Annotated in this window: 20 protein-coding genes and 1 other annotated feature; of the genes, 3 read left to right on the top strand and 17 right to left on the bottom strand. The window is 36.1% G+C overall.

The window, feature by feature from the left end:
- From G634_RS18615 to pheA, 4 genes are all read right to left on the bottom strand, one after another.
- On the bottom strand, positions 1 to 231 hold a 231-nt coding region (locus tag G634_RS18615; protein ID WP_035799482.1), incomplete at its 3' end, for a MerR family transcriptional regulator.
- A gap of 108 nt (positions 232 to 339) precedes the next feature.
- Entirely contained in the window at positions 340 to 1,881 is a 1,542-nt protein-coding gene (locus tag G634_RS0109100; RefSeq protein ID WP_026505034.1) for a Ppx/GppA phosphatase family protein, read from the bottom strand.
- 8 nt (positions 1,882 to 1,889) lie between these two features.
- The gene (locus G634_RS0109095) at positions 1,890 to 3,158 is read right to left on the bottom strand and encodes an ATP-binding protein (RefSeq protein ID WP_155830544.1); all 1,269 of its coding nucleotides are present in this window, start codon (positions 3,156 to 3,158) and stop codon (positions 1,890 to 1,892) included.
- A 23-nt stretch (positions 3,159 to 3,181) separates the two neighbouring features.
- On the bottom strand, positions 3,182 to 4,309 hold the full coding sequence (gene pheA / locus G634_RS0109090; RefSeq protein ID WP_026505032.1) for a prephenate dehydratase: 1,128 nt from the start codon (positions 4,307 to 4,309) through the stop codon (positions 3,182 to 3,184).
- 265 nt (positions 4,310 to 4,574) lie between these two features.
- On the opposite strand from pheA, the gene G634_RS0109085 reads away from it, so the two are divergent.
- Positions 4,575 to 5,621, top strand: a complete 1,047-nt coding sequence (locus G634_RS0109085; RefSeq protein WP_026505031.1) for a DUF5050 domain-containing protein — start codon at positions 4,575 to 4,577, stop codon at positions 5,619 to 5,621.
- Between the two features lie 187 nt (positions 5,622 to 5,808).
- Here the strand turns inward: G634_RS0109085 and G634_RS0109080 are convergent, their stop codons facing one another.
- On the bottom strand, positions 5,809 to 7,188 hold the full coding sequence (locus G634_RS0109080; protein WP_026505030.1) for an MATE family efflux transporter: 1,380 nt from the start codon (positions 7,186 to 7,188) through the stop codon (positions 5,809 to 5,811).
- A 295-nt stretch (positions 7,189 to 7,483) separates the two neighbouring features.
- On the opposite strand from G634_RS0109080, the gene pyrB reads away from it, so the two are divergent.
- Together pyrB and G634_RS0109070 are read left to right on the top strand one after the other, a co-directional pair.
- On the top strand, positions 7,484 to 8,440 hold the full coding sequence (gene pyrB / locus G634_RS0109075; protein WP_026505029.1) for an aspartate carbamoyltransferase: 957 nt from the start codon (positions 7,484 to 7,486) through the stop codon (positions 8,438 to 8,440).
- Positions 8,441 to 8,462: 22 nt separating this feature from the next.
- Positions 8,463 to 8,927 (top strand): aspartate carbamoyltransferase regulatory subunit, encoded by a 465-nt coding sequence (locus G634_RS0109070; protein WP_026505028.1) that lies wholly within the window; start codon positions 8,463 to 8,465, stop codon positions 8,925 to 8,927.
- Between the two features lie 140 nt (positions 8,928 to 9,067).
- Here G634_RS0109070 and G634_RS0109065 read toward each other — a convergent pair whose 3' ends face one another.
- The 12 genes from G634_RS0109065 to G634_RS0109005 form a co-directional block, all read right to left on the bottom strand.
- Positions 9,068 to 9,871, bottom strand: a complete 804-nt coding sequence (locus G634_RS0109065) for an ABC transporter ATP-binding protein (RefSeq protein ID WP_026505027.1) — start codon at positions 9,869 to 9,871, stop codon at positions 9,068 to 9,070.
- 27 nt (positions 9,872 to 9,898) lie between these two features.
- Positions 9,899 to 10,771, bottom strand: a complete 873-nt coding sequence (locus G634_RS0109060; RefSeq protein WP_026505026.1) for an ABC transporter permease — start codon at positions 10,769 to 10,771, stop codon at positions 9,899 to 9,901.
- Between the two features lie 35 nt (positions 10,772 to 10,806).
- The gene (locus G634_RS0109055; protein WP_026505025.1) at positions 10,807 to 11,898 is read right to left on the bottom strand and encodes an ABC transporter substrate-binding protein; all 1,092 of its coding nucleotides are present in this window, start codon (positions 11,896 to 11,898) and stop codon (positions 10,807 to 10,809) included.
- Positions 11,899 to 11,963: 65 nt separating this feature from the next.
- Positions 11,964 to 12,246, bottom strand: a binding site (T-box leader).
- Between the two features lie 82 nt (positions 12,247 to 12,328).
- Positions 12,329 to 12,889 carry a CAP domain-containing protein gene (locus G634_RS18610; protein WP_196805322.1) on the bottom strand — a complete coding sequence of 187 codons (561 nt, stop codon included), beginning with the start codon at positions 12,887 to 12,889 and terminating at the stop codon, positions 12,329 to 12,331.
- 119 nt (positions 12,890 to 13,008) lie between these two features.
- On the bottom strand, positions 13,009 to 13,860 hold the full coding sequence (locus G634_RS0109045; RefSeq protein WP_026505024.1) for a class B sortase: 852 nt from the start codon (positions 13,858 to 13,860) through the stop codon (positions 13,009 to 13,011).
- A gap of 82 nt (positions 13,861 to 13,942) precedes the next feature.
- Entirely contained in the window at positions 13,943 to 14,884 is a 942-nt protein-coding gene (locus tag G634_RS0109040; RefSeq protein WP_026505023.1) for an RluA family pseudouridine synthase, read from the bottom strand.
- 23 nt (positions 14,885 to 14,907) lie between these two features.
- The gene (locus G634_RS0109035) at positions 14,908 to 16,233 is read right to left on the bottom strand and encodes a Y-family DNA polymerase (RefSeq protein WP_026505022.1); all 1,326 of its coding nucleotides are present in this window, start codon (positions 16,231 to 16,233) and stop codon (positions 14,908 to 14,910) included.
- 114 nt (positions 16,234 to 16,347) lie between these two features.
- Positions 16,348 to 18,828, bottom strand: coding sequence for a ferrous iron transporter B (gene feoB / locus G634_RS0109030; RefSeq protein ID WP_026505021.1), 2,481 nt, complete (start codon positions 18,826 to 18,828; stop codon positions 16,348 to 16,350).
- Positions 18,829 to 18,899: 71 nt separating this feature from the next.
- A complete protein-coding gene (locus tag G634_RS0109025; RefSeq protein ID WP_026505020.1) occupies positions 18,900 to 19,124 on the bottom strand; it encodes a FeoA family protein in 225 nt (74 codons plus the stop codon).
- Between the two features lie 33 nt (positions 19,125 to 19,157).
- On the bottom strand, positions 19,158 to 19,370 hold the full coding sequence (locus G634_RS0109020) for a FeoA family protein (protein WP_026505019.1): 213 nt from the start codon (positions 19,368 to 19,370) through the stop codon (positions 19,158 to 19,160).
- 397 nt (positions 19,371 to 19,767) lie between these two features.
- Positions 19,768 to 20,334 carry an anthranilate synthase component II gene (locus G634_RS0109010; protein ID WP_026505018.1) on the bottom strand — a complete coding sequence of 189 codons (567 nt, stop codon included), beginning with the start codon at positions 20,332 to 20,334 and terminating at the stop codon, positions 19,768 to 19,770.
- A complete protein-coding gene (locus G634_RS0109005) occupies positions 20,331 to 21,794 on the bottom strand; it encodes an anthranilate synthase component I family protein (RefSeq protein WP_026505017.1) in 1,464 nt (487 codons plus the stop codon). Before G634_RS0109005 ends, G634_RS0109010 begins: the two co-directional genes overlap by 4 nt.
- Between the last annotated feature and the right edge of the window lie 421 nt (positions 21,795 to 22,215).

Genomic DNA, 22,215 nt, shown 5'->3' with positions numbered 1-22,215 from the left:
CTCTAAGTCATCTTTTTGTTTTTGACTCGATACTCGGCAATATCCAATTGTGATACGATTTTTAGGCTTTACATTCATTACTTGGTTAAGTTGTTCATCAGAATAATATCTATAACCACTTGCTGTAGTATGATGTGGATGAAGTTTTCCGTTAGCATCCCAATTTCGTAATGTCTGCGCAGATACACCTATAATCTTTGAAAATTCATGTATAGAATAATATTTACTCAAAGTGCTAGCTCCTTTCAATATTATTATACATCAGCAAACTATAAAACTCAACATCTATTTATATAGTTTTACAAGTATTATTCAACAGTTATTAATCTCTCATTTTATTCAAAATGATCTTTTCTGCCTGATTAAAGGTCTTACTCCTAATATTTCTTCGAAGAATCCAGCTCTATTGTCAAATAGTCCGCGTTCTATTGTAATATCGCTTGTAGTATCAACTGTAATTATCAAATCATCTTTGAGTACTACGCTAACATCTTTGAATTTCTGCTGATGTGTTCTGTCGAGCGCATTTGCTAATCTGAGTATAGCTGTGAGCTTAGAGATAACAAGGTAGTCTTCTTTTGTCACATTTGCATAGTATATGGATTCATCTTCGAAATATGCAAAGGGTTCGTGGTTGAATCTTACCACGTTAGCCACTATCTCTCTTTCTCTATGAGAAAGTCCTATAATCTCTGTAGACATGATGATGTTATAACTGCAGTCACCCATGTTGATAAGGCTTATATATTTGCCGCAGTCATGGAGGATTGTGGCCAGTTGCAAAAGAAGTCTTTGCCTTTTGCCAAGTCCGTGGAGTTTTTTTGTCTTATCAAAGATTGGCATTGCCAAAGACTCAAGGGTTTTGGCACGCGATTTACTTCCTCCATATCTTTGGGAAATTGACGAGGCACATGCAAGGATATCTGCTTCGAAATCGTGTGTTATAGGAATATACTTTTTCTTTTCAGCAAATTCATAAGCCATTCCATCGCATAAAGTCACTCCTGGCGACCACAAAAGCTTTGTATGGAGCATTTTGGTAATTCTAGATATTAGAAGTCCTGTTGTATAGAAAAGAGCAACATTTTCAAGAGATATCCCAAACTTTTTGGAAATTCTTTCGTTAGAGATATCTCCTATTTCTTTCAGTGTTTTTTCAAAATCTTCTATTGTTAAAAAACCGTTTTCAAATCCTTCTGAGGCTACTTTCTGCAGCATCGGTGATACATAATCGTCGATTATAATAAGATTTTGATATGTTCTATCATTTAAATAAAATTTGGATAAGACTTTGAGCTGTGAATCTACCAGTTCAGATATAAGAATAGGGAGTCTGTCTTTGCTTGCAGACAGGGTTCTTAATGTATGCTGCAGTCGAAGAGCACCTATTTTAAGGTTTTGTGTTGTTACAAGTTTGTCTTTATCAAAGAGCGAAACCTGGATGGAGCCGCCCCCAATATCCACTATAGCAGTCGGTTTGTCTATTAGTTTCATGAAGGTTTGAGAGTGCAGGGCTATTGATTTGTAATCCAGAAATCTTTGTTCTGAATTGGACAATATGCCTATTTTCATGCCGCAGCGTTGTTCCAGAAGCGATAATATAATACTGATGTTATGGGTTTCTCTAAGCGCACTTGTTCCATAAGCCTGCATAGAAGTAACTCCATAACTTCGCATTATATCTGTAAACTCATTAAGCAGTTTGGTAAGTTCTACCACGTGGTCTGTACTTATTGCACCTGTTGCATAGGTTTCTGTTCCCAAATCAATCCTGTGTCTGATATGGTCAAGGCTCTTCAAACCGTTTTTCTTGGAAATCTCATATATTTTCATGGTAAGTTCATAGGAACCTACATGAACCGCTGCAAAAGTTTCGCTCATTTTTCCTCCTATTTTCCGCCAAGCAAGTAGTCGATAAACTGCTGAGCACTCCTTCCTGAAAGACCTCCATGAGCCATTTCCCACTGATTTGCTTTTAATAACAATTCTTTTTCTGGCATATCAATGTTGTTTCTCTTTGCAAGTTCTATGACAATTCCTGCAAATTCTTTAGGAGAAGGCTTTCCAAAATAGATGGTGACTCCGAATCTGTTTACAAGTGAAAGCTTTTCCTGAACTGTATCATTTGCATGAATATCACCATCATCAGAAAGGTTCTTCTTGTCAAATACAGTTTCCTTTATTAAATGTCTTCTGTTAGAAGTTGCATATATAAGCACATTTTCAGGCTTTTTCTCAAGTCCGCCCTCTATAACAGCCTTTAAATACTTGTACTCGATTTCAAATTCTTCAAAAGACAAATCATCCATATATATGATAAAGCGATAGTTTCTTCCCTTTATCATAGCAATCAGTTCATTAAGATACTGAAACTGATGTTTGTATACTTCTATTATTCTAAGTCCTCTGTCAAAGTATTCATTGGCAATAGCCTTGATACTGGAGGACTTGCCTGTGCCGGCATCACCGTACAAAAGGCAATTATTTGCAGGCTTTTTATTTAAAAAGCTCTCTGTATTATCGGTGAGTTTCTTTTTGGCAATTTCATAACCGACCAGGTCGTCAAGTTTAACATGACGAATATTTTTGATCGGTTCAATGATTATCTCTTCGCCTTTTTTATCTATTCGAAACGCTTTGTGGAGTCCAAGCTTTCCAACTCCATATGTTTTGTAAAATAAAGTAAGTATATCTTTGAACTCTTCAACAGTCTTAGCAGCTGCAAGTTCTTTGGAAAGTTCACAGATTCTGTCTCTTATTCTGTGATTGTACATAAACGAGTCGTTAGATACAGGCGTATAATCTGCGATTTTCTCCATAAGTGTTACGCCGTACTTCTCATCTATTAGTTTCAAATCATAGGAAAACAGTTTTCTAAACACTTCCATGTCATGATAGGCCATGTCATTCACGGTTCCTGTAACTTTTCCTCGCATTTCACAGGCAATTGAATAGGCATTTTCATTATTTACGAGAATAAGTGTCAGGTAATCATGAAAGAGATTCCCATAAAAGCCGCTTTTCCCAGCAAGTTCTACTAACTTAGATGAGATTTTATAGATATCGCAGTCTTTTTTTTCATTGAAAAACTTCTGCATTTCATCAATAATGCAGGTGTCTTCAATGTTTCGATAGCAAATTAGTTCTTTTTTCATTATACCATGTTCTCCTTGTTTGTTGTTTAGTAATTTCCAAGTACTCTTAGTGATTTACACTCTTCTCTAAGGCCTCTTAAAACGTTTTTGACTGCACTGTCGGCAAGATTTCCTTCAAAGTCTATGAAGAATCGATATTCCCAGTTTCTATCTTCTATTGGCCTTGATTCAATTCTGGTCAAATTCACATGGTTGTAGATAAAGTGCGAAAGAATATGGTAAAGGGAACCAACTTCATCTCTTATCTCTACCAGAAGGCTTATTTTTCCTGCATCAGGAAGATATATCTTCTGATTGGTTACAATAATAAATCTGGTAGAATTAGTATCCGAATGATTTATCTTTTTCTGCAGAATTTCCATATTATAGAATTTTGCTGCATATTCGCTGGCGATGGCTGCCTGGGTTTTGTCTTTGTCATTTGCAATCTTCTGCACTGCAAAAGCATTATTCTTCATACTGATTTGTCTCCAATCAGGATGGTCGTTCAGAAATCTGCTGGATTGCATAAGCGACTGTGCATGCGAATAGACTGTCTTTATATCAGATATGTTTGTCCCTGGTACTCCAATAAGGCAGTGTTCAATAGGGATTATCTGCTCTCCTACTATGAAGTTTTCATATTCATTCAGCAAATCGTATATGTCTGTAACAATGCCTGCTGTTGAATTTTCAATTGGAAGAACTGCAAAATCTGCTGCCCCGTCCTCTATTGCGACCATCGCATCTCTGAAGGTATCTACATGGAAATTATTCACATCTTCACCGAAAAATTTGAACATGGCAGCCTGAGAATAAGCACCCTCTGCTCCTTGGAAAACTACTCTGCTGCCTTCTTTTTTGAGTGAATCAACTTCAATAAACGGAAGTCTTCCAAGCGCTCCTGTTTCCGAGAGTTTCTGATACTGAAGTTTTCTGCTCATTGACATTAGCTGTTCAAATAGCTCTTCTACTCCTGTAGCATTGAAATCGTTATGGGTAAGCGATTTAACCGCTTGTATTTTTTCTTTTTCTCTTGCAGGATCAAAAACTTTTTTGCCTGCACTTATCTTATAATCTGCAACCTGCGAACATAATTCCATTCTTTGTTCGAACAGTTCTACAATCTTTGGGTCTATTTCATCTAATTTTGCACGTAATTCTTTTAAATCCATATTTTTTCTCCAATTTCTTTATTTGGTAATTTATTTTCCAGTTTTTTGCAAGCTTGAAATAATTAAGTTCATGAGCAAAAAGGACTTTATTATTATCTTTTCTATAGACTAATCAACAATTAAATAATGCCGATAAATAGGATATAGCGTCTTGTTGTGTAAGTTTTTTGGAACTTTTTTACATTAAAGTGATATAGTCAAATGAAATTTTAACGCAATTTTCCTCTCACTGCAATGGATAAAAATTTGGAAGGAGTAACTTACTATGGCTAAACTTCGAAATACCATAATAATTATTATCTGCATGTTCGCTATTGCTTTCGGAACTTTATTCTATTTATTAACCCATAAAATCCCCATGAATGAACCAACAAATGTGGGCAACAGCAGCGGAAACATGGTAAACGGCGGATATTTCTGTGAAGATACAAGTGGCAGAGTTTTTTTCAAAAACAATTATGACCACAACTGTATGTATTCGATGAATGCCAACGAAAGTGATGTTAAGCAGGTCACGAATATGAATGTCAGAAATATCGGAACCTGCGGTGAATATCTGTATTTCTATATGGATTCCACTAATACTTCAGTCAATAGTTCAACCGGTCTTAATGCTGTTACTAATCAGTATGGTCCATACAGAAGCAAAAAAGACGGCACTGGTCAGGTATGCCTTATCCGTGAATATGTAGGAAATATCAATCTTATTGGTAGTTATGTTTATTATCAGCTAAAAGGCGAAAATCTCGGAACTCTCGAGCGTATCCGTATTGACAAGAGAGATAAAGGTCATGTTTCTGACGAATATATCGATCCTTCGAGTGCATTTAATGGTGTTATTTTCTATACGGGCGTAGAAAAAAATCGTGACCTCCACACCCTTGATACAAAGGGAAGCTTTTCCTCTAAACAAATACGTTCAGGTAGTTCCTTTAATCCCATTGTAACAAAAGATTATGTTTATTATCTTGATGGCGAAAATGATATGCGTGTTTCGAGAATCCCGATAAATGGCGGTAAAGTAGAAGTTATTTCTAAGGAAAAAGCTGACTATTTCAACCTCAATGATGAACACATCTTCTATTCAACTTCTTACTCGGAGTCAAACAACCTTACCAATAAGGTTTCTGCGCTCCATGCTGCAAAGCTTGACGGTTCGGATGATAAGATTCTCATTGAAGGCATTTACAGCAATATAAGTGTCACTTCAAAGTATGTATATTTCGAAGGTTACAAAGATAAGAGTAGAATCTGGCATGTACCTGTTAACCTTTCAGAAAAGCCTAGTCTATTCAACCCTATAAGAGAATGAGTTGTGAAAGTTTCAAAAAATAAAAAAGTTTAAGTTGTCAAAATACCGGTCTTCGAAAAGTCAGGTTTCATAATCTTTCTTTTCGTGGACCGGTACTTTAATTTATGCCTTTTATTCTGGTTGATAATAATCGTTACTTAAAAATATTTCCTATATGGAAATATGCTACCTTTTACTGACTTCTTAGTTATTTCTTTTTATCTATGCCAAATCTTCTATACAGCTTTGGCATTATAGCCAGGTAACATCCAAAAAGGAACAACCCAGTAACAAGCCATGTACTTGCATTTGCATAGCATATACTTGTAAAGTTATTACTTCTAACTGCGAAGTTTGCAGCTATTGCTCTGCATATAAGTTCTACTACTCCGCCCATCATCGGCCAGAAACTGTATCCGCTTCCCTGAAGTATATTTCTAAATACAAATATCATTCCAAGCGGGAAGAACATTAGTCCGCACAGATGAATATACTCTTTTACATATCCGGTAATTACCACTATGCTTTCAGCACTTTCCTTGCTGTCTACAAAAAGTTTTACAAAAAACGGACATGTATTAAACAATATAGCATAAATAAGAAGCGCATAGATAAAACAATACAAAAGAGCATATCTTACGCCAAGGTTTATTCTCTTTATTTTGCCGCTTCCAACATTCTGGCCGCTGTATGTTGCACAGGTCATTCCCATCGCTGAAAAGAACTGTGTAAACAGCTGTTCGATTTTGCAGGCTACGGTATATGATGCCATCGCCACTGTGCCTAAAAGGTTCAAGGCACTCTGCACCATAATAGTTCCAATTGCTGTGATTGAGAACTGAAGCGCCATTGGGATTCCCATCTGCAACTGATTCTTCACACATTGATGATCTAAGTGAAGATCACTTGTTGAAGGCACTAGTATTTCAACTTTTTTCCAGGTGTAGGCAACGCACAAAACTCCGGATATTCCCTGTGATATAAGTGTTGCAAGCGCTGCTCCCAATACTCCCATGTTGAAGTTTGCAATAAATACTATGTCGAGCAAAATATTAAGTCCAGCTGATACTATGAGGAAATAAAGAGGGATTTTACTATTGCCTACTGCTCTGAGAAGACTCGCCATAAGGTTGTACAATACATTGCAGCAGGTTCCATAACATATGGTTATGATATAGGTTTTGGACATATCATATACATCCTGCGGTGTATTCATGACGCTTAGCATAAAATCCATAGCAAGACAGCTTCCTATGGTAAAAATAACAGTGATTATCAATGATAAAACCAGCGCATTTCCTACACTTTTTTTAACGCCTCTTACATCTCCTGCTCCAAATCTCTGCGAGGTTATTACTGCAAATCCCTGCAAAAGGCCTGTAACAAATCCAAAAATAAGGAACATAATATTACCGGTTGCTCCAACGGCTGCAAGAGCCTTTACTCCAACATAATGTCCTACAATTATTGTATCTGCCATATTGTAAAACTGTTGAAAGATATTTCCAAGTACAAGTGGCAGCAGAAATTGCAAGAGCAATGACGATGGATTTCCTTTTGTCATATCAATTTCTTTTGCTTTTAACATTTTTTAACCTCTTTTTTGAATATTTACTCAAATAAATGTTGCACTCTATTTATTTCCATGTTATCATACCAAAGATAAAAAATGTTAGTCACTTTTGTAGAAAGGAAGAAATTAATTATGCGTAACTATATTTTCAAAAACAAATACCGTAATTCTCATTTTTTCCATTCACAATCTAATAATCAGTATTTATTAATTTATAATTGTTATTTAATTTGAAGAGGTATTATTAATATCTCTTCTTTTTTTGTCTATCTAAAGCTGTAACATTATACAATTGGAGGAAAAAATTAAAATGAATGATTTACGCCATTTGATGAGCCCTATGGATTTCTCTACTGAGGAACTAGAGAATTTATTCGATGTAGCAGTTGACATCGAGAACAATATGTCAAAATATGCTCACATGTGCGATGATAAGATTCTTGCTACATGCTTCTATGAGCCAAGCACAAGAACAAGGCTTTCTTTTGAGACTGCTATGCTTCGTCTCGGCGGCAAGGTTATTGGCTTTGCTGATGCATCAAATTCATCTGCATCAAAAGGCGAAAGTGTAGCCGATACCATTAGAGTTATCTCCTGCTTTGCAGATATCTGTGCAATGCGTCACCCAAAGGAAGGTGCTCCTATGGTCGCTGCTGATCACTCTCTTATTCCTGTTATTAACGCTGGAGATGGCGGACATCAGCATCCAACACAGACTCTTACCGATTTACTTACTATCCGAAACCTTCACGGTAATCTTCACAATTTCACTATAGGTCTTTGTGGCGATTTGAAATTTGGACGTACTGTCCACTCTCTTATCAATGCTCTTTCTAGATACACAGGTATAACGTTCATTTTTATCTCACCTAATGAACTCAGAATTCCTGATTATATTACGGATATGCTTAAGCACAAAAACATCCCTTATAGAGAAGTCATTAGACTTGAAGATGTAATGCCTGAGCTTGATTTTTTGTACATGACACGTGTTCAGAAGGAGCGTTTCTTCAATGAAGAGGATTATATCAGATTAAAAGATTTCTATATTCTCGACAAGGCTAAGATTCAACTTGCCAAAGAAAATATGTACGTTCTACATCCGCTTCCTCGCGTAAATGAGATTTCTGTAGAAATTGACAATGATAAAAGAGCTGCCTATTTCAAACAGGTTCAGAACGGACTTTATGTCAGAATGGCTCTTATTCTGACTCTGCTCGATATGACTAAGTCACACATTAACCACAACCTGTTAAAAGAGTATTAATATTACCAAAGGAGATTAAACCATGTTAAATGTTGGAAAAATCGAAGAAGGTTTTGTTCTAGATCACATTAAGGCCGGAAAAGCCATGTCAATATATCATCACCTTGGACTTTCTCAGTTAGACTGCACTGTTGCCATCATTATGAATGCACGCAGCAATATAATGGGAAGAAAAGATATTTTAAAAGTTGAATGTCCTATAGATTCTATGGATTTAAATATCCTTGCATTTATTGACCACAATATCACTGTCAACGTTATCAAAGACGGAGCTATTATTGAGAAAAGAGCTTTGACACTTCCTATTCAGATAAAAAATGTGTTAAAGTGCCATAACCCAAGATGTATCACATCTATTGAGCAGGGACTTCCTCACATCTTCTATCTAGCAGACGAGCAGGAAGAAATCTATCGCTGTAAGTACTGCGATGAAAAATACTCCGAGACTGATGCGGATTTTGTAAAAGATTCACATTCAAGGAACTGACAATAACCTATAGGTTATTGTTTTCATCAGGAAAATCAATAACCGTATCAGACCAAAATTTGTCGTTAAGACAAATTTTGTCCTGCAAAGCAGGATTCTTGCTGATGATTATCCTAAATCTCAGCAAGAAGTCATAGGTTTTAATTGCCACATTCAACGCTTATCTGGTTGAATATGTGCATGATTTCTTCTGTACTTATAGTCTTTTTTTCTTCATCTGCCTTATCCAGTATTGCTTTTCCTTCATGCATCATAAGGATTCTGTCTCCATATTCTACTGCATAACGTAGGTTATGTGTAACCATGAGCGTTGTGACTTTTTTCTCATGGACGATTTTATCAGTCATTTCCATTACTATATCTGCGGTTTTTGGATCAAGTGCTGCTGTATGCTCATCCAGAATAAGAAAGTCTATTGGTGTCATAGTACTAAGAAGAAGGGCAAGGCATTGTCTCTGGCCGCCAGAAAGATAGCCTACCGGAATATGAATTTTGTCTTCAAGGCCAAGTCCTATTGTCTTTAGCAGCTCTTTGTAATATTCTTCTCTTTTTTTGGAAACACATCTTCCTAATCCAAATATTTTTCCTTTATTATCAGCAATCGCCATGTTTTCTAAAATGGTCATAGACGGGCAGGTTCCAAGCGCAGGATTCTGGTAGACTCTTCCTATTGTCTTATGTCTTACATGTTCTGATACTCCAACAAGATTTACAGTTTCTTCTTTACCTGTTGAATGATTTCTCTGTGTAAGAATAATTTCTCCTTTGTCTGGTTCCATGCTGCCGCAAATAAGTTTTAGTAGCGAGGTCTTTCCTGAACCGTTACTTCCTACTACTGCTACGAACTGTCCATCCGGTACTTTCAAATTAAAATCTTCATACAGACACATTTCATTAACTGAACCCGGATTATATGTTTTATAAATATGATTTAACTCAAGCATAAATTTCCCCTATTTTAATTCCACGTTTCAAGATGCTTTTTTTCTATCCCTTGTAGCAAGCAGTATAACAAGGAGTATAGATGCTGAAATAAGTTTCATAAGAGCTGGCTGCATTCCAAATTTAAGTGCAAGTGCCACGCAGGCTCTATAGATAATTGCTCCTATTATAACCATTGTTGTCACATTTATAAATTTGCAGTGCTTTTTTAAGTTTGTTCCTATAATAACGCTGGCAAGTCCGATAACAGCTGTACCTGTTCCCATGGATATTTCAAAATAGCCTTGCTGCTGAGCAAAGATGCAACCCGAAAGACATACAAGTCCATTCGCAATTGCAAGTCCTATTATTCTAACTTTGCCCTTATCAACTCCCATTGATGTTACAAGAAGGTCATTATCTCCTACAGCTCTTAGCATATATCCGGATTTAGTCTTCATGTATAAATCTAAAATCCATTTAACTACAAGTGTAATAACGATAAGTACTATAAGTCTTTGATATCCTCGCATTGATTCTGGAAATATGCCGTTAAGAAGGTTATTATCAAAGATATTGAAATAATCATACATAGGAAGATTTGCCTGACCTGCAATCATCAGATTAACAGAATACAAACCTGTCATCATGATTATTCCAGCCAGAAGGTCTCTTACTTTTCCATATACATTTATTATTCCTGTAATCATGCCGACTGCTGCGCCGCACAAAAAACAGATTGGAAGAGTGGCGCAGGGAAATACTCCCTGACGAATCATTACAACAGACAGTGCAACTCCCATTGGAAAACATCCATCGACTGTCATATCCGGAAAATCCAAAATCTTATATGTGATGTACATTCCAAGAGCCATGATGCCATATATAAGCCCCTGTTCTATAAAACTGATGACGAAAGCCATGAAACAAATCCCCTTTTTACTTTTATATTTACTCTTTACTTACTGATAATCTCATCATATACTTCTGCTGCCTTTGATTTCTCATCATCTGAAATTTCAAGTGAAATCTTCTTTGCTGCAGCTGTATTGATATAAAGTGATGGTTCATCAATTACTTCAAACTTCATATCTTTTGCGCTGCTTTCTTTTTTGAGAACTTTAGCAGCCATCTTTCCTGTCTGAATTCCAAGCTGGTAATACTCAAGTCCCATTGATGCAACACAGCCTTTCTTAACCTGCTCAATCTCAGAACCAAAAACAGGAATGTTTTTCTCTGTTGCTCTGCTAATTACTGTATCAAGTGCAGAAACAACTGTGTTATCTGTAAGGTTGTTGATACAATCAACGTTTTCAGCAAGAGCAGCTGCTGCGATGTCAACATCGCTTATTGTACTAATTCCTTTTTCCACTATTTCAAAACCATAGCTACCTGCTTTTTCTTTGTACTTCTCAATCGTGCTGACTGAGTTGGCTTCACTTGTTGTATAGATTATTCCAATTTTCTTTGCCTTAGGAAGAATCTCTCTAATCATCTGAAGCTGGGCATCTACTGCAAGATAATCGGATGTTCCTGTGATATTGCCTACACTTGTTCCATCTTCATTTGCAAGCCCTGCTGCCACCGGATCAGAAACTGCTGTATAGATAACCGGTATATCTGTACTCTTAGCTGAGTTATACGCACTCATTGCCGACGGAGTTGCAATTGCACAAATCAGATTAACTTTGTCTGAAACAAAGCTGTCTGTAATAGTACTGGCAATTCCTGTATCTGTCTGCGCATTCTGATATTCAATTGTAAGGTTCTTTCCCTCAACAAAACCTTCGCTTGCAAGACCTTCTATAAAGCCGTTTCTGGCATTGTCAAGTGATCCATGCTCTGCAAACTGTGAAATACCTATTTTGTAATCTCCCTCTACAAGCTCTACATCATCACCTGCACTAGATGTTTCTTTATCCGTAGTCTGCGCACTATTTGCAGAGTTTCCCTGATTTGTACTCTTCTTATTGGCATCTTGTGAACATCCGCAAAGAGAACTTACTGCAAGCATTGTTGATAAAATTGTTACAAGCATCTTCTTTTTCATAACTTTCCCCTTCCTTAACAACCAAAAAAGTCCCGTAAGAATAAAGAACTTCACATTCTTTATTCTTACGGGACAGGTTCACGAAATTATAAACACCTGCGGTGCCACCCGAATTGATTATCTATTTCTATCTTAATCTTCAATCATAGAAACAGGATAACCCTCTCAATCATCTGCCATCACAGATGCTGCTTTGTTAACGGAGGCAAAACTCCGGCGCACCTACTCATGTTCATTTTCGGATTGCTCTCAAAAGTCCATTCCACATCTTCCATTTGACTGCTCTCACCAAACGCAGCTCTCTGTACAAATTTATAGATATGTACTCGTCTTTCTCATCGATTTGTAATTATTATTCTTTAACAAGTAAAAGCGGTAAACTAATTACTATAGTACACTTGAACTAAATTAATGTCAAGAATAATTATTTTTAATATCCAAATTCCTGTGCCCAGAACCATGCTCCTGTTTCAGTCTGGAAAATAGCAATTCCTACACTCTTAAAGCTTCCATCAAGGATATTGGCTTTATGAGTCGGACTGTTCATCCATGCAGTAACTACGCTGTCTCCGCTCTGATAGTGCTTTGCAAGGTTCTCGCCATACATGATATTACTGTTAACTGTCCACCACTCGGATCCGTCTGGTCTTGTGTGACTGAATGAACTAACTATTTCCTTTGCGCGAACTTTTGCAGTACTGTAAAGACCTGTGTTCCATGCAAGTGCCGGAAGTCCTGCGCTTTCACGCTGCTTGTTAACGAGGTTAAATGCAATTGCTTCTGCTGCCGCAATGTCCTGAGTAGATGCTGCACCGTCTGCAAGAGCAATAGCTTCATCATCAATAAATGTCTGTCCTGCGCCTTCTCCAGGTCCACGAGTTGCAGCTGTATCATCAATTGAAGATTTGCTAGATGAACATGCAGCGAATAGCCCCAGTATTGTGACTGCCATGATTAATGATATGACTTTTTTGAAACTGTTCTTTTTCATAATTGTATGCCCCTCCATGGTCATAAATAATAAAATCAACTATTTTATCGCAATTCCGTTCAAAATAATGATATCATATTTTTCAAAAATAATCAATAATCTAATTGTTTTTATGATTTTTATTCTGAAACCAAAACACAATGCACTATAAATCTCTTATCTGTTCCAGATGCACCTGAACAAGTTGATAAATTTAATATTTCGGGTCTTTTATAAAAATCCACATACATAGGAGTTTTATAACCGCTGTGTTTCTGCATTCTATTAACATAAGCATCATACTCATCGGTGCTTTTTACATAAGAATAAGCATTTTCATCTGCAGTTGTAGTGAACTCATATCCATACACTACATATTTCAAAATCTTCTCTTTTGTATAAACATAGACAAATTGAGGTGTAGTCTTTAAAATATCAGAATCTTTTGTTCTATAAATATTATCAATAGAGCCGAACATCGTTCCGTTCTTCATATTATGTCCAAATAAAAAATCCGAATATCCTTTAAACTTCGCATCAGAATCTACATCCATGAATATACACCCAGCACTATTTGAAGTTTTTTCAAAAGTAGTATACAGATACTCATTTACATAGTTTTCTTTGACTATCGGATAACTTATTGTAAAATCCTTACTGTTATCCTCTACATCAAAATTCCAATAAAGCCATCCTACGTAATCTTTGTTCGCCTCTGAAAGCTGAACATGATTTACGTCAAGCATTACTTCTTTAGACTGTATTTCGTCATCCGTTTCTGTTTTTTTAACTATCGAATTCAATTTATTTTTATTAACTTTTACACATTTTTCTTGAAGCGATTCGTATAAGGATACCGCCTCCTGTCTTTCTTTTAATTCTATTGCTATTTGATAAAGCTCATAACAAATAACGCCTAACAAAAATAATACAATGATACTGCTAATAACTCTTCCGGCAGTTACTCCAGACTTTCCACTAGCTTTTTTCATATTAATCTCCATTCTGCTACTGTTTATTGCGTCACAAATAGTAAATAAAGCCAAAATATAAATTCAAGTTTTTAAACGAATTTTATAAAAAGTCATAGGTTATTGTTTTCAAATTATCATTTAATAATTTTTGCATATCTTCTGGAATTGGTGCATCAAATTGAAGTCGCTTACCGGTTACAGGATGTGTTATCTCCATGTGGCTTGAATGAAGTGCTACTCTTTTCATTCCATACCAGTCTGAAAGATTATCTGCATACAGACCGTCTCCAAGAAGCGGATGACCTATTGCTTTCATATGAACTCTTATCTGGTGTGTTCTGCCTGTTTCAAGGCGTAGCCGTACAAGTGCATAATGCTGTTTTTGGGTCACTACCTTATAATGAGTTACTGCATAATCACCGTCTTCGCTTATTCTTCTAAGCATCCTTACTTCTGGAACCTTGCCTATAGGAAGATTTATAGTTCCTTCACTTTCTTCTTCCTTGAATACTCCATCACATATAGCAAGATACTCTTTGACTTTGGTGCGATTTTCACTCTGCAAATTCAGCTGTCCCGCTGCAAGTCTGTTTTTAGCAAAAGCGATAAGTCCTGATGTTTCCCTATCTAGTCTTCCAACTGGCCTTAATACGTGTTCCTCATTATTTTGCTTAAAATGCCATGCGATAATATTACTGAGACTATTATCAAAATAGTTATGTATAGGATGAACTACTAAATTTGAAGGTTTATTAACTACTATTATATCTTCATCCTCATACACTATATCAAGGTTGCCCTTAATCGGAACAATTTCAGATGCACTATCCATATTTTCATGAAGAACCACTTCTAATAAATCGTTTTCCTTTAATTTGTATTTTACGTTAACATGCATTCCATTTACTGTAATTCCGTCATCAAAGCCTTTTGCATGACTAATTTCTTTTACAGAAAGATGAAATTTAGACTTTAAATACTCTTTAACTAAATGCCCTTCATCTTCCTTTTTGGCATAATATTGTAACTTTCTATCTGACATCTGTAACTCTCTATTTCTCTTTTTTATGTAAAAAAATCTTTACCTTTATATATTGACTTATCTCCAAATTTACTATTAATCTCACTGGACATTTGCTTTAGCTTCTGCATTTTATCAAAACGTTTTGTGTCTTCGCTTTTGGTATCAGTCATCATATCAAAAAGATTCATTTGTCTGTACTGGCCATCATCAAGATTGGTAGCAGATACTCCGACTAATCTAACCTTATATCCCTGAGAAAAAAGTCCATTCTCTCCTAGGAGAAGTTCATTCATTAGTTTTTTTGAAATAGCCAAAATATTCTCGTAGTCATTAGTCGAATCTGATAATTTTAGCTGTTTGGATCGTCTTTGAAAAAGATCTGTTTTGACACTCACTCCAATTGTTCCTGCAAATACACTATCTCTTTGAAGTCTTCTGCTAACGCTTTCACACAGATACTGTAATGTTTTGTCCATTTCTCTTTCATAGTTTTCAAAAGTAATATCAAACCTGGTAGTTGTTTCGTTTGAATAACCTTTTGCATCTTCCTTTTGAGGCTCTACTTTATCGCTGCCGTATCCATTACTACTTTCATGAATATACTCACCGGATTTTTCTCCTAAAATAGTGCATAGTAGTTCTTCGTTTTCTCTTGCGACTTTTCCAATAGTCCTAAGTCCAAGGCTATTTAACCTTGCGGCAGTCTGTTTTCCACATCCAAAAAGATTTCCGATAGGAAGTGGCCACATTTTCTCTTGTATTTCATTTCTAAAAAGAGTATGCACTTTATATGGCTTTTCAAAGTCAGAAGCCATTTTCGCCAGGAGTTTATTAGTCGAAATGCCAACATTTATAGTAAAACCAAGTTCTGTGAATACGGTTTCTTTTATCTTCTCTGCTTCTTTAATCGCACTCTCTTTAAGACTTTCTTCAAGATATTTTTCTTTATCATTTGCGTTTTGATATTCATCAAAATGCTTAATTTCATTTCTTTTTTTCTCCCAAAAGCCTGTCATATCAATAAAAGCTTCATCTATTGATACTTGTTCAACGCTATTAGAGAATCTTTTCAAAATAGAAATAAACAATCTGGAAAACTCTCTGTATATCTTAAAGTCGCCTTTAGCAAGAACGAGATTCGGGCATTTCTGCAAAGCTTTTACTACAGGTTCTCCTGTCACTATTCCGTATTTTTTTGCTGGAATTGACTTTGCAGTAATAATTCCGTGTCTGTCATCTACGCTTCCTCCAATGGCAGATGGTATGGTTCTTAAATCGACATCGTCAGGATTTTCTTTTAGTCTTTTTACTGCAGTCCATGATAAAAAGGCGCTATTAACATCAGCATGAAATATTAATCTACTCATAGTTTTATTCTAACACAAAAAAGCCTTAGATGCGCTTTTATCACATCTAAGACTCTTTTGCTATTAAAGATTTTAATAAAGTAAACGATTATAAAACAACTGATTAAACATTTTTTATGCTACGGAACGTTTAACTTCCATTGAAGTGTTCTTGTATGGATCTTTTCTAACAAGCATGTAAACAATTCCTGCTGCAAGTACAACTGCAAGTGCAAGTCCTACTACATGAACATTTCCAAGGACAGCGCAACCAATCTGGTAGATTATAAATGATACAACATAAGCAAATCCGCACTGATAAAGAATTGCGAACCATGTCCACTTTGCATCACCCATCTCTCTCTTAATAGCACCAATTGCAGCAAAGCAAGGAGCACACAAGAGGTTGAATACAAGATAAGCATATCCTGCAAGAGCAGCTACAGAAGCTGAATTTGCATTGATTTCCTTAAGTCCATTAGACATCGAAGTCCACATTGGTGTATCGAAAAGAATACCAAATGTGCCTACTACGTTCTCTTTTGCAATAAGACCTGTTACTGCAGCTACAGCAAACTTCCAATTTCCAAATCCAAGTGGCTTGAATACAAATGCCATAACTGTACCAATCTTTGCAAGGATACTGTGATCAACAAGTGATTCATCGAGCATCTGGAAATGTCCTTCATATACACCAAATCCATTCAAGAACCAAATAAGAACTGTTGCAAGAAGGATTACTGTACCAGCCTTCTTGATAAATGCCCATGCTCTCTCAAGCATAGAATGAAGAATTGTATAAGCTGTTGGCATATGATAACCTGGAAGTTCCATTACGAATGGAGCTGGATTACCTGCAAACATCTTTGTCTTTTTCAACATGATACCAGAAACAACAATTGCTGCAATTCCGATGAAATATGAGCTTGTAGCTACCCATGCAGAGTTATCAAACAAAGCGCCGGAAATCATAGCAATGATAGGAAGCTTTGCAGAACATGGAATAAATGTTGTTGTCATGATAGTCATTCTACGGTCATTATCATTCTCGATTGTACGAGATGCCTGTATACCAGGAACTCCGCATCCTGTACCAATAAGCATAGGAATAAAAGACTTACCTGAAAGACCGAATTTTCTAAATACTCTATCCATGATGAATGCAATTCTTGCCATATATCCGCATCCTTCAAGGAATGCAAGGAAGAAGAAAAGTACGAGCATCTGAGGTACAAATCCAAGAACAGCACCAACACCAGCGATAATACCATCAACAACAAGACTCTGAATCCAATCTGCAGTTCCGATTTTTGTTAAGAAGTCAGATGCTACAGACTTGGCACTTCTTGCCCAAGGACCGAAAGCTGAAGGAACAAGTTCTCCATCTTTCATCTTGTCTGGATTTTCTTTTTCATAGTTCTTAATAGTATCAAGTGCATCATGATACATCTGTGGAGTAATTTCTTCGCTCTCAACTTCACCAGAATCTTCATCTACAGTCTTATAAACTTCAAATGACTTCTGAGAAGTTGCTGCATCTTCACCAGCTTCACTTGCTGCATCTTCGTATGCACTTACAATTTCCATAGGATCAGCGAGCTCTTCTACAGCACTGTCATAAGCTTCTCTTCCCTGACCTGCCCAGAACCAGCCGCTTCCTGGATCACCGAATACATTATCGTTAACAAAATCAGTAGCTGTTCCACCAATTGTTGAAATGGAAATATAATAAACAAGCCACATAACTGCTACAAAAATAGGTATTGCAAGGAATCTGTTTGTAACAATCTTATCGATTTTATCAGAAGTAGATTCTTTTCTTGGCTTTTTCTTTATACATCCGTCGATTAAATCTGCAATTGATTCATATCTTGCATTAGCAATTACAGATTCGATATCGTCATCTTCAGCCTTTTCAATATTCTCTCTGATTTCTTTAATCTTTGCATTTACATCGAAGCTAAGTTTTGTATTCTCAACAACTTTCTTGTCGTTTTCAAGAAGCTTTATTGAATACCATCTTCTAAGCTTATCCTCACAAATATCTTTTGGAAGAATCTCAGAAACTTCATTTATTGCTGCTTCAACATCCTTGGAGAATTCGCATGCTTTCTGACCTTTTTTACTCTTTGCAAGAGCAATTGCCTCTTCACACAACTCTTTAAGATTTGTTCCCTTAAGTGCAGATGTTGGAACAACTTTACAACCAAGTTTCTTTCCTAAAAGATCAACATCAATCTTATCACCGTTCTTCTCAACAACATCCATCATGTTAAGCGCGATAATAACTGGGATTCCAAGTTCAAGAATTTGAGTTGTAAGGTAAAGGTTTCGGTCAATGTTGGTTCCATCGATAAGGTTGATGATAGCTTCCGGCTTATCATTAATAAGATAATCACGAGAAACAACTTCTTCCAAAGTATATGGAGAAAGTGAATATGTACCAGGAAGGTCAGTTATAATAACTTCTTTATTATGACCTTTCAGATAACCTTCTTTTTTCTCAACGGTAACTCCTGGCCAGTTTCCAACATACTGATTTGAACCAGTCAAGGTATTAAACATTGTGGTCTTACCACAGTTTGGATTTCCTGCAAGAGCAATTCTTACTGACATTTTTTATCCCTCTCTTCATCACTATCTTGTGCATTAGTTTAAAATGCACTTACTATTTAGCGAACTGTAAATTACTCAACTTCAACAATTTCTGCATCTTCTTTTCTAAGAGACAGCTCGTATCCACGGATTGTAATTTCGACTGGATCTCCAAGAGGTGCTACTTTTCTCACAAAAATCGAACTACCCTTTGTAATTCCCATATCCATTACTCTTCTTTTTAGCATTGCGTCGGTACTGCTTAATTTCTTAACTTTAACAGTTTCTCCGACACTCACATTTCTAAGTGTTCTCATCGAACCCATCCTCCTGTATTAAAATATTATGATTTAAACCATAATCTTTTTTGCCATATCTTTATCCACTGCAATTCGTGCATCACGAACCTGCACAATCATATTTCCAGCAATTGAGCTAACTATTCTGATATCAGCTCCTTCGGTAAAGCCAAGATTATTAAGAAAACGTTTGGTCTCATCTAGTCCGCCGACTTTTTTAACCTTTAAGGGTTCACCCACTCTAGCCATTGTAAGAGGCATCACAGTTTTCTCCTTTCATTTCATTAATAACTTTTTGTCAGCTCTCATTATTCCATAAATGAGAATGAAAGTCAATAACATTCTCAAAAATTATTTTTACCCTTTTTTCTGGATTTTCCAGCAGTTTAAAACTATTTATTGTTCCTTTTTACCATTATTTCATTGCCACTTAAGCGACTTTTGGGAATAATTTCAGAATAAATTAATCTTGCTGTTCTTTCTTGTTGTTTATTACATCAAAAATTCATTTTCTCTTTGATGTGAACATTCACATGAACGTAACACTACTATTTCTTATGTAACAAACAATTAAAAAGCAGCGTTTTTAGACTTATATAATCTAAAAACGCTGCTTTTTTATTACTTTTTAATACCTTTTTGATTATTCCTTTGCTTTGCATCAAAGTTCCAGGAAGTTTTTGAGAATGTCCATTCCTTTTTTGGTCATTATAGACTCTGGATGAAATTGAACACCGAATATTTTACCATTTTCATGTTCAACCGACATAATCTCTCCATCTTCATCCCTTGAAGTTATTTTCAAGACATCTGGAAGAGTGTCCTTATCTAGAACAAGAGAATGATATCTTGCCACTTCTATTTTCTCAGGAAGTCCCTTGTAGATTCTGGATGTATTATCAATAGTTATTTCTGACTTTTTTCCATGCATAAGCTTTTTGGCATTAACTATTCGTCCGCCATATGCTTCACAGATTGCCTGATGTCCAAGGCATACTCCCAAAATCGGAATCTTACCTCCAAAGATGCGAATAACTTCTTCGCAGATACCTGCATCTTTGGGTTCACCTGGACCTGGAGATAGAATTATCTTTTCAATGGGCATCTTTTCGATATCTTTAACTGTAACCTGATCATTTCTTACAACTTTAATATCAGGATTAATAGTACCTATATACTGGTATAGATTATACGTGAAACTGTCATAATTATCGATTAAAAGAATCATAACTCCTCGCTTTCTTTAATTGCCAGAACAACTGCCTTTGCCTTGTTAATGCATTCTCTGTATTCATTTTCCGGAACAGAATCTGCTACAATTCCTGCTCCACTTCGAATAAAGAGTTTTCTGCCTTTTTTGAAAGCAAGCCTTATTGCTATGCAGGTATCAAGATTACCTGTAAAGTCCACATATCCTATCGCTCCTCCGTATATTCCTCTTCTATTATTCTCTAATTCATCAATAAGTTCACAAGCCCTAATCTTTGGAGCTCCGGATAAAGTTCCTGCTGGGAGAACGCTATCTATAGCATCAATTGGATTTCTACCCTCCTGCAATATTCCAGCTACTTCTGATCCAATATGCATAACCTGTGAATATCTTTCGATTTCCATATATTTTTCGACATTGACACTACCAAATTTACTGATTTTGCCAATATCATTTCTTCCAAGATCTACTAGCATGTTGTGTTCTGCAAGTTCCTTGCTATCGGACAAAAGCTCTTTTTCAAGTTCTTTATCCTCCTTATCAGTTACCCCTCTTGGTCTTGTACCGGCAAGCGGGAAAGTTCTTACTTCGTTATCCACCACTTTAACAAGTGTCTCAGGTGATGCTCCAGCAATTTCCATATCGCCTGAGAAATAAAACATATACGGAGATGGATTAGTAGTTCTGAGGATTCGATATGTATTTAACAATGATCCTTCAAATTCCGCCTCCATCGGATTAGAAAGAACCAGTTGAAAAATATCTCCTTTGTAAATATGTTCTTTAACTTTCTTAACTTTCTCACTATACTCTTCCTCGGTAAAAAGAGGTTTTATCTCAGAAAGAAGCTTTCCTTTTTCGATAGTAGCTGGAAGACCACTGCGAATTAATTTCTCCATTTCATCAAGTTTCAAAACGCCAGCTTCATAGGAAATATCAAGTGAATCAACACTAATATTTGATATTAGAATAATCTTTTGTTTTAAATTGTCATAGCATATAACATTTCTGAACAGCATGAGATCCATATCATCAAAGTCATTAGCGTTTTTAGACGAAAACTTTATCGCCTTTTCTCCATACTGCATATACTCATAGGAAAAATATCCTACAAATCCTCCTGTAAATACAGGAAAATCGTCAAGTTTTGGAGCTCTGTTTTCTTCGATTATCTGACGTATATACTCTCCTGGATGTTCAACTTCAAGGTGAATATCTCCTCCTGCTGATATTGTCAAAGAGTGATCCTTGCATTTTAATGTCATTTCCGGAGAATACCCGAGAAAACTGTATCTTCCAAGACGTCTGTTATCCTCACAGCTTTCCAACAGGAAGCAATGTTTGCTTACTCTCTGCAAAGCTCGTAAGGTTTCTAAGGGTGTTCTTACATCTGCCAATATTTCTCTTTTTATCGGAATAAGCTTGTAATCTCCGCTTTTCGCAATCTTTTTCACTTCGTCTAATGAAGTTTGTTTCATAACAATCCAATCTCCCTTTCTTGTAAACCCTTTTATATGAAACAAAAAATCCCTGATAAAATATGCTTTTACACACATTTTATCAGGGACGAGTTTTTCAAAAACTTACACCCGCGGAATTACCCACTATTTAGTGCATTTCTCGTGATACAACTGAAATATACTATCCTCTAAGTGCCCGTTTTAGTCTTATATTTAGAACATTACCAGTTTACCGCATTACATTGTTATATAAGATTAAAACTCATTTTTCTTCAAAAAACAAGTGACAAAATTAATCATTTATGACTTCTTGCTGAGATTTAGGATAATCATCAGCAAGAATCCTGCTTCGCAGGACAAAATTTGTCTTATCGACAAATTTTGGTCTGGTACGGTTTTGGGTTTTCCTGATGAAAACCAAAACCTATGGCTTCTTGCT

This window comes from Butyrivibrio sp. NC3005, assembly GCF_000424545.1.
GTDB lineage: Bacteria > Bacillota > Clostridia > Lachnospirales > Lachnospiraceae > Butyrivibrio.
The sequence above is the reverse complement of the archived record's forward strand: the minus strand, read 5'-3'. Positions and strand labels throughout refer to the sequence as shown.

Excerpts from the sequence above, each read along its gene's own strand:
- G634_RS0109100 (WP_026505034.1), bottom strand. The coding sequence starts at position 1,881 with ATGAGCGAAACTTTTGCAGCGGTTCATGTAGGTTCCTATGAACTTACC.
- pheA (WP_026505032.1), bottom strand. The coding sequence starts at position 4,309 with ATGGATTTAAAAGAATTACGTGCAAAATTAGATGAAATAGACCCAAAG.
- G634_RS0109085 (WP_026505031.1), top strand. The coding sequence starts at position 4,575 with ATGGCTAAACTTCGAAATACCATAATAATTATTATCTGCATGTTCGCT.
- G634_RS0109080 (WP_026505030.1), bottom strand. The coding sequence starts at position 7,188 with ATGTTAAAAGCAAAAGAAATTGATATGACAAAAGGAAATCCATCGTCA.
- pyrB (WP_026505029.1), top strand. The coding sequence starts at position 7,484 with ATGAATGATTTACGCCATTTGATGAGCCCTATGGATTTCTCTACTGAG.
- G634_RS0109070 (WP_026505028.1), top strand. The coding sequence starts at position 8,463 with ATGTTAAATGTTGGAAAAATCGAAGAAGGTTTTGTTCTAGATCACATT.
- G634_RS0109065 (WP_026505027.1), bottom strand. The coding sequence starts at position 9,871 with ATGCTTGAGTTAAATCATATTTATAAAACATATAATCCGGGTTCAGTT.
- G634_RS0109060 (WP_026505026.1), bottom strand. The coding sequence starts at position 10,771 with ATGGCTTTCGTCATCAGTTTTATAGAACAGGGGCTTATATATGGCATC.
- G634_RS0109055 (WP_026505025.1), bottom strand. The coding sequence starts at position 11,898 with ATGAAAAAGAAGATGCTTGTAACAATTTTATCAACAATGCTTGCAGTA.
- G634_RS18610 (WP_196805322.1), bottom strand. The coding sequence starts at position 12,889 with ATGAAAAAGAACAGTTTCAAAAAAGTCATATCATTAATCATGGCAGTC.
- G634_RS0109045 (WP_026505024.1), bottom strand. The coding sequence starts at position 13,860 with ATGAAAAAAGCTAGTGGAAAGTCTGGAGTAACTGCCGGAAGAGTTATT.
- G634_RS0109040 (WP_026505023.1), bottom strand. The coding sequence starts at position 14,884 with ATGTCAGATAGAAAGTTACAATATTATGCCAAAAAGGAAGATGAAGGG.
- G634_RS0109035 (WP_026505022.1), bottom strand. The coding sequence starts at position 16,233 with ATGAGTAGATTAATATTTCATGCTGATGTTAATAGCGCCTTTTTATCA.
- feoB (WP_026505021.1), bottom strand. The coding sequence starts at position 18,828 with ATGTCAGTAAGAATTGCTCTTGCAGGAAATCCAAACTGTGGTAAGACC.
- G634_RS0109025 (WP_026505020.1), bottom strand. The coding sequence starts at position 19,124 with ATGAGAACACTTAGAAATGTGAGTGTCGGAGAAACTGTTAAAGTTAAG.
- G634_RS0109010 (WP_026505018.1), bottom strand. The coding sequence starts at position 20,334 with ATGATTCTTTTAATCGATAATTATGACAGTTTCACGTATAATCTATAC.
- G634_RS0109005 (WP_026505017.1), bottom strand. The coding sequence starts at position 21,794 with ATGAAACAAACTTCATTAGACGAAGTGAAAAAGATTGCGAAAAGCGGA.